We start from the raw sequence: 9,390 nt of genomic DNA on the forward strand, positions 1-9,390 counted from the left end.
TTTTCGCCCACAAACTGTCGTCTGGCACGGGTAAGCCCTGCGCGCCGCTTGGGCAAGGCTTGACTTTCCCGCCCGTCCCTTGTGTATCACCGCAAAGCCTAACCGGCCCAAAACGCCAAAAAACCCGAGGGATCGCGCCATGCACGCCTTTCGCAGCCATACCTGCGCCGAGCTGAACACATCGAACGTCGGCGAAACCGTCCGGCTCTCCGGATGGGTGCACCGCATCCGTGACCACGGCGGGGTGCTCTTTATCGATTTGCGCGACCACTATGGTGTCACGCAGGTGCTCTGTGATCCCGACAGCCCGGTGTTCAAGGACGTCGAAAAGGTCCGCTCCGAATGGTGTATCCGCATCGACGGCAACGTGAAGGCGCGTGACGCCAGCCTCGTGAACGAAAAGATCCCGACCGGCGCGGTCGAGGTTTTCGTGCGCGACCTCGAAGTGCTCGGCACTGCCGACGAATTGCCGCTCATCGTGTTTGGCGATCAGGAATACCCCGAAGAGACGCGTCTGAAATACCGCTATCTCGACCTGCGCCGTGAAGCGATGCAGAAGAACATGATCCTGCGCTCCAACGTTGTGGCCGACCTGCGTCAGCGGATGTGGGGCAAAGGGTTCAACGAATTCCAGACGCCGATCATCACCGCCTCCTCGCCCGAAGGTGCCCGTGACTTCCTCGTGCCATCGCGTCTGCACCCGGGTAAATTCTACGCGCTTCCACAGGCCCCCCAGCAGTTCAAACAGCTGATCATGGTGTCGGGCTTTGACAAATATTTCCAGATCGCGCCGTGTTTCCGCGACGAAGATCCGCGCGCCGACCGCTCGCCCACCGATTTCTACCAACTCGACATGGAAATGTCCTTTGTCACCCAGCAGGACATCTTTGACACCATGGAGCCGGTGATCGCCGACATGTTCGACCGCTTCGGCAATGGCCGTCTGGCGAACCGTGACTGGCCACAGATTTCATACCGCGATGCCGCGCTGTGGTATGGCACCGACAAACCCGATCTGCGTAACCCGATCAAAATGCAGGACGTCTCCGAACACTTCCGTGATTCCGGTTTCGCGATCTTTGCCAAGCTGCTCGAACAGGACGGCAACGTGATCCGTGCCATCCCCGCCCCCAAAGGCGGCTCGCGCAAATTCTGCGACCGGATGAACAAATTCGCCCAGGGCGAAGGCCTTCCGGGCATGGGCTACATCTTCTGGCGCGACCAAGGCGAAGGCATGGAAGCCGCCGGACCGCTGGCCAAAAACATCGGCCCCGAGCGCACCGAAGCCATCCGTCAACAACTCGGCCTCGGCGTCGGCGATGCGGCGTTCTTCCTTGGCGGCAAACCCAAGAGCTTTGAACGTGTTGCAGGCAAGGCGCGCACCACGATCTGGGAAGAAACACCCAAAGCCCCCGAAGACGAAAACTGGCGCGATGCGTTCATGTTCGCATGGATCGTGGACTTCCCGATCTACGAAAAGGACGAGGAAACCGGCGACATCGATTTCGAACACAACCCGTTCTCCATGCCTCAGGGCGGAATGGACGCGCTACAGGGCGATCCTCTGGATGTGCTCGGCTACCAATATGACCTCGCCTGCAACGGCTATGAATTGGTCAGCGGCGCGATCCGGAACCACCGCCCCGAAATTATGTTCAAAGCCTTCGAAATCGCAGGCTACGGCAAGGACGAAGTCGAAAAACGCTTTGGCGGCATGGTCAACGCATTCCAATACGGCGCACCGCCCCACGGCGGCTGCGCTTTGGGCATCGACCGCGCTGTGATGTTGCTCGCCGATGAAAACAACATCCGCGAAGTCATCATGTTCCCGATGAACCAACGCGCCGAAGACCTGATGATGGGCGCCCCGTCGGAGCCGATGAACGAGCAATTGCGCGAATTGCACCTGCGGGTCATCCCACAGGAATAGCGGCGCGCGCATCCCCCTTTGAGCGAGTCACTCTTTGCCGTACACTGATACGGCATAGAGTGACGGCATGGGGGGTGGCGACATGGCGCAAACGACCAGCGACGATGCAATCGAACAACTCGGCGGCGAGATCGGCATGTCCGCGGATATGCTGACCCGCAAAGGCCTGCGACCCTTCGCGGGGCGCTATATTTCGTCCATTCCTGCCAAAGACCGCAAACTGATTTTGGATACCATGGCCCGCTACCTTGCCCCTCTGGTCGAGGAGGCAAAATGACCTCCCAATGCGCGGCAACCACGCTGGCGACGTTTCACCATTATGTTGAGCGTATCGATGCGGTGGTGGCGAAAATCGCGGCCCTGCCCAATGCGAAGACACTGCTCGCACAAAAGGCGATTCCCGACAGTTTTACCGCCGGTCGCCAACTCGGCGTCGCGCTCTATTTTGCGGCGCGCGGGGTCTATCGTGTGGCCGGCATGGAGATGCCCCCATTCCCCAACGACTTTGATCCGCAAACGCTGCGTGCGCTGGCGGCGGACCTCAATCGGGCGCTCACCCATGTCGCGCCGAGCGATCTGAACGAAGAAAAAGTTGCGCATAAAGCAGGGTTTGCCGAACTCGCCCAAGAGCCGCTCGACTATATGATCCGCTTTGCCCTGCCTAACATGATATTCCATTTCTCAATGGGTTATGCGGCATTGCGGGCGGCCGGCGCCCCGTTGGGGAAAGCCGATTTTGATGGGTTGCACGCCTATCCGGACGGCTTTTCGTTCTAGAGAACCCGCCCGGGCGCGATGCGCGCCTGCACCAGCCCCGAAACCCGCGCCACATCGGCGCCTTGGGGCAGGCCGTTTTGACGACGACCGGCTAGCGACACTGCCGCCTCTGCCATCTCGTCATCTTCAACGCTACGCGCAACACCGGCGAGGAACTGCGCGATGTAGTCGAGCACATCGTCGCTGGTCTGGGTGGTCAGAATATCGGCCACATGAACCAGATCATCCTGCAAAGCAATCGGATCGGGCGTCACCACCGCGTCCGAGACGACCGATAGGCCTTTTGGTCGGGCGTGGGCAGGAAATGCCTCCAGAATGATCGACTGGAACGCGGCGAGGCCTGTGATCGGCTTGGCAATGAAGGCATCGGCTCCTGCGGCGCGTGCGGCCGCTTCGACACCGGTGTCACCCGACATCGCCAGAACGGCACCCACGCGGGGCACGGTAGTCGTCAACTCCGCGATCAACTCTGTTCCGGAACCATCGGGCAGGCCGAGATCGACGATGACCACGGCAGGTCGATAGACCCGCAGGTGTTTTCGCGCCGAGGTCAAACTATCCGCACGTCGGATGCGGGCACCCGATCGCAGGCATAATAGGCGCATCGCTTCCGATGCGAACCGGCTGTCTTCAACCACCAGAACGGTCAGTCCCAAAAGGGGACGTTCCGCGGTGGGCTCAAGCGGGGCAAACAATGTGTCGAATGGCTCGGGCATAAAACGTCTCCGTGAACTTTTATGGCTCCGATTTAAGGACGAGATTGGTGAACGGGCCGTTAACGCAACGCCGCGCGGCCATTGTTACCGCTACCTGTGCGGCTTTGGCGCTTGCGAGAGGTGCCGCGAGGCGCGATAAACCGCGCGTATACTTTCGAAAGGACAGGGACATGATCGGACGCCTCAACCACGTGGCCATCGCCGTGCCGGATCTGGAAGCCGCAAGCGCGCAATATCGTGACACGCTGGGCGCGAAAGTGAACCCGCCGCAGGACGAACCTGACCACGGCGTCACGGTCGTCTTCATCGAGCTGCCCAATACCAAAATCGAATTGCTCTACCCGCTCGGCGAAGGCTCCCCCATTCAGGGCTATCTCGACAAAAACCCTGCCGGCGGCATCCACCACATCTGCTACGAGGTCGACGATATCCTCGCCGCGCGTGACAAATTGCTGGCCGATGGCGCGCGGGTTCTGGGCACGGGCGAGCCCAAAATCGGGGCCCATGGCAAACCCGTCCTGTTCCTGCACCCCAAAGATTTCAACGGCTGCCTTATCGAGTTGGAGCAGGTCTGATGGCGATCACCTCGGCCATCGTTCTCTATCTGGTGCTCTGGTTTCTCACCATGCTCGTCGCGCTGCCCATCGGGTTGCGCACCCAGGGGGATGATGGCGAGCGGGTCGAGGGCACGCATTTCGGCGCCCCCACCAACTACAACCCGCGTCGCAAGGCCGTGATCGTCTCTATCGTCGCGGCGGTGCTATGGGTCATCGTTTTTGCGGTCATCGTCTACGGCGGCTTTACATGGCGCGACTTCGACTGGACCGCCCGCCTGACGCCGGTTGCCGATAGCTAAGGTGCGCCGTTCGCGATCCTTTGCCCTTCAAGCCGCATGAACATGTGGGTAAAGGTCGCCGCGCCGAGAACCGGAATGAGCAGGTTCACGACGGGTATCGTCAAAGGCACGGCCATCAACGCACCGGCCACCCAGATTTCCACCATATGACGTTTGCGCGCGGCCTTCGCGCCCTCGCGCCCCAACCGGCGCATGGCAACCATCTGGAAATATTCCCGCCCGAGCAGAAATCCGTTCAGCGCATAAAACACGATCGGAGCCGCCACGTTGAGCAGGAGATAGACGACGAGCGCGACGAGGTTCGCCACCACGATCACCCCGAAAAACGCCAGAGAATCGGTGATGATCTCGCCCATACTCTGACGCGGTGCGGGCGGCAGGCCCGGGTAGTGGCGATCCTCGACCGCCTCGGAAACCTCTTCGAGGAAAATACCGGTAAAGGCGGAGGCGACAGGCACCATCAGGAACACCGACAGCAGCAACATCACGAAAAACGACCCGATGGAGAGAGCGACAGTCAGGCTGATCTCCCCCAACAATGGCAGGGTCACCGTGTCGGGCAAAAACAGGCTCAGCCCCCACACAAAGCAGGCGTAAACCGCCGCCAGCAACAACAGGGTCAACCCGATCCCTTTAAGCAGGACAGAGCGGAAACGGGCATCCGTGAGTTGGCTGATGGCTTTGGCGAAATCTGCGAACACTAGTTTTCAACCCATGATGTAATCGCGTCGATGTCGGGACGCGGGCGTTCGGGTGGCGCGGAGGTTTCAGTGCCGATATGCATCATGCCTGCGACGGTTTCATGCGCCTGCAGGCCCAGACCGGTCTCCACAAACGTCCTGTCATGGCTTGCCCATCCCGACAGCCAGTTGGCCCCCCAACCGCTCGCCAGTGCTGCGTTCAACAACGACAAACAAACCGCGCCCGCGGAGTAAAGCTGTTCGACCTGTGGCACCTTGGGGCTGTCCACAGGGGCGGCAACAACCGCCACAACGAGATCCGCATTGGCATATTGGCCACGCGCCTTCTCGATATCCTCGACCGATTTGCCCAGCCGTGTCCCGCAGGGTTCGACCAGATCGGCCAACCGCGCAAGTGCGGCTTTTTCCAACACGATGAACCGCCACGGCTCCAGCTTTCCGTGATCGGGCGTGCGCGCCGCCGCCGTCAGGATTGTGCGCAACGTCTCGCGACCCGGCACCGGCGCGCGCAATGTCTTTGCAGGGCGCGAGCGGCGTGTCAGAAGAAATTCGAGAGCTTGGGGATTTGAATCTGGCATATGCGTTCCGGTTTCGTGGTTTCGCCCTCACATGTCGGGCTTTTACCCCGCGACTTCAACCGCCTATAGATGTGCCATGGCCAGTTCTGACATCAAACAGGCGATCGAGGCGGCGTTTGAGGGCGATTTGCTCGCCGTCCGTGTCACCCCCAAGGCGGCGCGCAATAACGTGAGTGTTGTGGAGGGCAGGGTGCGCGTCACGGTTACAACCGTGCCCGAAAACGGAAAAGCCACCCGCGATGTGATCAAACTGCTCGCGAAAGCGCTCGGCATTGCGAAATCCGACCTCACGCTCGTGCGCGGGGCGACAGCGCGGGACAAAGTGTTCCGCAGGGCCGCGCGGGCCTAGGGTTTGGGGCGCAGTTTATAGACGCCTTCGGGCAGGTTCAGCGCGGCGGCAAGATCACGCACCTGCGTGAGCGACAGGGTGATCTTGTGAACCTCGTCGGTGCGCGCATCGAACTGTTCGATGGTCACACATTCGGCAAATGCGTTGACGATGACATCCTCGGCAAGAGGCGCTGCACCCTCGTCGACAAGCGTTACGACCGTCGCGTCGAAATCGTGTTCAATGGTAAACATGACAATGATGCTAGACCCTTACGGGGCGAATGCAACCCTCACGCGCTTGCGACTGGTGCGATGGCGGCGGGCATCCTATTGTGCGCTAAATCTATGCCCAACCAATGGTCCTTTACCCCGTGTTTCGAACCCGCCTGATCCCCCCGCTCATCCCATTCCTCGCCGCGCTCTCGGGTTGCGTGGACTACGCCGGTCCGGTCGACCCCGCCGCCCCGGTGGCACCCACTGCGGCCCCGACCTCCGGCGCGGTGAGCGTCAAAAGCTTTGCCGCCATGGTCGCGCGTGTCGAACCCATCGCAGAGGCCGAGTGCCGCGCACGCACGCGCAATCTCAACTGTGATTTCCACGTGGTGGTGGAAACCGACCCGTCTGCGCCCTCAAACGCCTTCCAGAGCGTGGATAAATCCGGCCGCCCCGTGCTCGCCTTTACCGTGGCGCTTTTGGCGGATGCGCAAAACCTTGACGAGGTCGCCTTTATCTTTGGCCATGAGGCCTCCCACCACATCGCAGGCCACCTGCAAAGCACTCAGGCCAGCGCGGTGGGCGGCGGCGTTCTCGCCGGTATCCTCGCCGCATCCCTCGGTGTCGACGCCCGCGGGATCGAAACCGCGCAAAACCTCGGTGCTTCGGTCGGCGCGCGCACCTATTCGAAGAATTTCGAATTGGAGGCCGATCAACTCGGCACCATCATCGCCTATCGCGCGGGCTATAATCCGGTTCGCGGGGCCGCGTTCTTCACCCGTATTCCCGACCCCGGCGACAGATTCCTCGGCTCCCACCCCCCGAACGCACAGCGCATCGAGACGGTAAAACGCACGATGGCCAATCTCTAAAACCGCCCCACCGCGTCGAAATCACCCAAATCGAGGCCTGAAATCCGCCCCGACGGCGTGTTTTTGCACGAAGTTTGGGCAAAGAATCGCGGATTCCCGCCCCAGATCGGCACTTTGACAGGGATCAAAGCCCGAAAAACGGGGCTTTGCTCCACTGCCTTCATCATCAAAAACAACCCGCGGGGATCGCAGGATGAAGGATTTGACCAAATACGACGCCCACGCCCTGAAAGTTGACAGGATGGCCGGCACGCTCGGCGTCGACCTCTCCGAGGAAATGCAGCGTGGCAATCTGAGCGAAGAAGACCTGCGCGACCGCGTCCACCGCTGCCTGTCGTGCACCGAACCCGACCTATGCACCAAATTCCTCGACACCCATACCGACGGCGCCGCCCGCGCACCGGGGTACTGCCGAAATAAAGACAGCCTCGAAAAACTCGCACGGCCCTAGGTCACGAAAAGGAGCCCGCCATGACACTCGATATCCAACCCCGCCCCGGACAGGCCTGCCTGATGCACGGCATGGCCGACCGCCTCGGCGCCGATGTCGAAATCGCGGCGCGTTCGGGCGAAATCTCGCAGGGCGAACTGTCCGACATGGTCACCCGCTGTGGGCAATGCACCAAACATGACGACTGCATCATCTGGCTGATCGAACATCAGGGGCGCCAAGAGGCCGCCCCCGACTACTGCCTGAACACGCATGAACTGCAATACGTGCGCGCGGTTCAATCCGACCTGATCAAAGACCCCGACCAGGATACCGGCCAAGACACCGGCTGAGTCACCGACCAGGACGCCGACTAATTGCCGGAAATCGCCTCGATCGCGCCCATCACCGCGCGCGTGTCGCTCGATCCGGCCAATCCGGCAGGCGTGCTTTGCGCCGTGGCATCGACGTAGCCTGCGGCCACAGCGCGCGCGACCGCCTCATCCACCGACAGATGGAACACCGGCGCGAGCGTGGCAATCTCTGCCTCCCCGATCTGCGTCACAGCCGCAAATCCGGCACGCCCCATGCCACCTTCACCCTGCGCGCGCGTGTCGGGCAACATATACCCGCCCACCGTCACAGCCGCGAAAAGCGCCATGATCCCGAGCGCCAAGGGCCGCTTGAAATAGGTCACGAACGCCCGCCAGTTCAGCGTCAGGTGCAGACCCACCACCGCCACCATCGCCAGCCCCACAATTTCATGCAGCCAGCGTCCGGCATCCGTGATGATATGGAAATACCAAAGCACCCCCGTCACACCGACGACGAGAAACGTTCCGATGGTGAGAGGGGTGGCGAATTTGCGAAGAGTAGACATGGGATGCGCCTTTTCTGACTGCTTTCTCCCTATACGTTGGCGCGGGCCAATTCCGTCGAAAATACTTGCACCTTTGCGCCCCGCGCGGCCATTCTGCCCAGACAGTTTGATGACGTCTCGGGGAGGAGCATGATCGACAAACTCGTCTACACCGCACAGCGGCTCGTTTTGCGCACCAAATGGTCATGGAGTGGCATTGTTGCGACATGGCGCGGCGAACATTCGTTTCGCACATGGGTCTGGGCCAACCTCGCCTCCGCGCTGCTCGCCTGTGTCCTTGATCTGAGCGGTTCCGAGCGCGCGCTGATCCTCGCGCTGGGCATCCTGATCCTCGCCGCCGAACTGCTCAACACCGCGATCGAGGATGCCGTGGACTATGTGTCGACCGATGAGCACCCGCTGGCCAAACGGGCCAAGGACGCAGGCTCCGCAGGTGTCGCCATCTCCGCATTTGCCGCAGGCGTCGCGTGGCTCTGCGTGCTGATCGGCTAACCCGCCGCATCCTTTTTCACCAACCGCTCGACCGGCCCCCCCGCAGCCTTCCACGCCGAAAACCCGCCCTCCAGATGGGCAACAGGCGCCAACCCCATCTCCATGGCCGTGCGCGTCGCGAGAGCCGATCTCCACGCGCTCGCGCAGTAGAACAGGTAGGACTTTCCTTCGGCAAAGACGGGTTTGTGATAGGGGCTCGTCGGGTCAATCCAGAACTCCAACATCCCGCGCGGACAATGATACGCCCCGGGAATCCGCCCCTCCCGCTCCAACTCGCGCCGATCCCGCAGGTCCACGAAAACCGTATCCGGATCAGAAAGCCGCGCGATGGCGCCGTCCACCGGCACAGTCTCGATCAAGCCATTGGCCTCAGCGATCAGGTCTTTGTGGGTCTTTTTCATATCAGGCAGTGTCTGTGCTTCGCGTGTTGGACGCAAGTGGCAGGGAGGCAGTTGGCCCATTCGAAGCGGGTAGGATTAGGCGTTGCGGTGAAGGTCTGGTTTGAGGCCAGAGTTACTGACGAACAAAAGCCCGGCTTGAAACGGAAATGGAGTTCTTGGCGGGGTCTTTCGCGTTGGCGAAGCAGTAGCCGTCGGCACGATGAATAGTGCCGAA

Annotated in this window: 16 protein-coding genes; 10 read left to right on the forward strand and 6 right to left on the reverse strand. The window is 61.1% G+C overall.

The genetic code is table 11. The features are described from left to right. The first annotated feature begins 139 nt into the window (after positions 1 to 139). From aspS to ABD815_RS06730, 3 genes are all read left to right on the forward strand, one after another. Positions 140 to 1,930 carry an aspartate--tRNA ligase gene (gene aspS, locus ABD815_RS06720; protein ID WP_344845374.1) on the forward strand — a complete coding sequence of 597 codons (1,791 nt, stop codon included), beginning with the start codon at positions 140 to 142 and terminating at the stop codon, positions 1,928 to 1,930. Between the two features lie 82 nt (positions 1,931 to 2,012). After that, the gene (locus ABD815_RS06725; RefSeq protein WP_344845377.1) at positions 2,013 to 2,207 is read left to right on the forward strand and encodes a hypothetical protein; all 195 of its coding nucleotides are present in this window, start codon (positions 2,013 to 2,015) and stop codon (positions 2,205 to 2,207) included. Then, complete coding sequence (locus tag ABD815_RS06730; protein WP_344845380.1) at positions 2,204 to 2,707, forward strand: DUF1993 family protein; 504 nt, start codon at positions 2,204 to 2,206, stop codon at positions 2,705 to 2,707. Before ABD815_RS06725 ends, ABD815_RS06730 begins: the two co-directional genes overlap by 4 nt. On the opposite strand, the gene ABD815_RS06735 is transcribed toward ABD815_RS06730, so the two are convergent. Beyond that, complete coding sequence (locus ABD815_RS06735) at positions 2,704 to 3,423, reverse strand: response regulator (protein WP_344845382.1); 720 nt, start codon at positions 3,421 to 3,423, stop codon at positions 2,704 to 2,706. The two genes, ABD815_RS06730 and ABD815_RS06735, sit on opposite strands and share 4 nt — an antisense overlap. 170 nt (positions 3,424 to 3,593) lie before the next feature. Here ABD815_RS06735 and mce point away from each other — a divergent pair, with 170 nt between their 5' ends. Together mce and ABD815_RS06745 are read left to right on the forward strand one after the other, a co-directional pair. Further along, positions 3,594 to 3,998, forward strand: coding sequence for a methylmalonyl-CoA epimerase (gene mce / locus ABD815_RS06740; protein ID WP_344845384.1), 405 nt, complete (start codon positions 3,594 to 3,596; stop codon positions 3,996 to 3,998). Further along, positions 3,998 to 4,279, forward strand: coding sequence for a DUF1467 family protein (locus ABD815_RS06745; RefSeq protein WP_344845388.1), 282 nt, complete (start codon positions 3,998 to 4,000; stop codon positions 4,277 to 4,279). Before mce ends, ABD815_RS06745 begins: the two co-directional genes overlap by 1 nt. On the opposite strand, the gene ABD815_RS06750 is transcribed toward ABD815_RS06745, so the two are convergent. Together ABD815_RS06750 and ABD815_RS06755 are read right to left on the reverse strand one after the other, a co-directional pair. Further along, complete coding sequence (locus tag ABD815_RS06750) at positions 4,276 to 4,980, reverse strand: EI24 domain-containing protein (protein WP_344845391.1); 705 nt, start codon at positions 4,978 to 4,980, stop codon at positions 4,276 to 4,278. The two genes, ABD815_RS06745 and ABD815_RS06750, sit on opposite strands and share 4 nt — an antisense overlap. Further along, positions 4,980 to 5,558, reverse strand: coding sequence for a nitroreductase family protein (locus tag ABD815_RS06755; RefSeq protein ID WP_344845394.1), 579 nt, complete (start codon positions 5,556 to 5,558; stop codon positions 4,980 to 4,982). Before ABD815_RS06755 ends, ABD815_RS06750 begins: the two co-directional genes overlap by 1 nt. 76 nt (positions 5,559 to 5,634) lie before the next feature. On the opposite strand from ABD815_RS06755, the gene ABD815_RS06760 reads away from it, so the two are divergent. Continuing rightward, positions 5,635 to 5,907 carry a DUF167 domain-containing protein gene (locus ABD815_RS06760; RefSeq protein ID WP_344845397.1) on the forward strand — a complete coding sequence of 91 codons (273 nt, stop codon included), beginning with the start codon at positions 5,635 to 5,637 and terminating at the stop codon, positions 5,905 to 5,907. Here ABD815_RS06760 and ABD815_RS06765 read toward each other — a convergent pair. Further along, the gene (locus tag ABD815_RS06765) at positions 5,904 to 6,140 is read right to left on the reverse strand and encodes a hypothetical protein (protein WP_344845400.1); all 237 of its coding nucleotides are present in this window, start codon (positions 6,138 to 6,140) and stop codon (positions 5,904 to 5,906) included. The two genes, ABD815_RS06760 and ABD815_RS06765, sit on opposite strands and share 4 nt — an antisense overlap. A gap of 104 nt (positions 6,141 to 6,244) precedes the next feature. Between ABD815_RS06765 and ABD815_RS06770 the strand changes: the two genes are divergently transcribed. The 3 genes from ABD815_RS06770 (at position 6,245) to ABD815_RS06780 (ending at position 7,756) form a co-directional block, all read left to right on the forward strand. Next, a complete protein-coding gene (locus ABD815_RS06770; protein ID WP_344845402.1) occupies positions 6,245 to 6,973 on the forward strand; it encodes a M48 family metalloprotease in 729 nt (242 codons plus the stop codon). 193 nt (positions 6,974 to 7,166) lie between these two features. Next, positions 7,167 to 7,424 carry a DUF6455 family protein gene (locus tag ABD815_RS06775; RefSeq protein WP_344845406.1) on the forward strand — a complete coding sequence of 86 codons (258 nt, stop codon included), beginning with the start codon at positions 7,167 to 7,169 and terminating at the stop codon, positions 7,422 to 7,424. A 20-nt stretch (positions 7,425 to 7,444) separates the two neighbouring features. After that, entirely contained in the window at positions 7,445 to 7,756 is a 312-nt protein-coding gene (locus ABD815_RS06780; RefSeq protein ID WP_344845408.1) for a DUF6455 family protein, read from the forward strand. A 20-nt stretch (positions 7,757 to 7,776) separates the two neighbouring features. On the opposite strand, the gene ABD815_RS06785 is transcribed toward ABD815_RS06780, so the two are convergent. Then, on the reverse strand, positions 7,777 to 8,283 hold the full coding sequence (locus ABD815_RS06785; protein ID WP_344845411.1) for a DUF4405 domain-containing protein: 507 nt from the start codon (positions 8,281 to 8,283) through the stop codon (positions 7,777 to 7,779). 129 nt (positions 8,284 to 8,412) lie between these two features. Here ABD815_RS06785 and ABD815_RS06790 point away from each other — a divergent pair, with 129 nt between their 5' ends. Next, entirely contained in the window at positions 8,413 to 8,775 is a 363-nt protein-coding gene (locus ABD815_RS06790; RefSeq protein ID WP_344845414.1) for a diacylglycerol kinase, read from the forward strand. Here ABD815_RS06790 and ABD815_RS06795 read toward each other — a convergent pair. Next, positions 8,772 to 9,176 carry a rhodanese-like domain-containing protein gene (locus tag ABD815_RS06795; protein WP_344845417.1) on the reverse strand — a complete coding sequence of 135 codons (405 nt, stop codon included), beginning with the start codon at positions 9,174 to 9,176 and terminating at the stop codon, positions 8,772 to 8,774. The genes ABD815_RS06790 and ABD815_RS06795 overlap by 4 nt on opposite strands. Between the last annotated feature and the right edge of the window lie 214 nt (positions 9,177 to 9,390).

The sequence above is a fragment of the Celeribacter arenosi genome, assembly GCF_039539485.1.
In the GTDB taxonomy this organism is placed as follows: domain Bacteria; phylum Pseudomonadota; class Alphaproteobacteria; order Rhodobacterales; family Rhodobacteraceae; genus Celeribacter; species Celeribacter arenosi.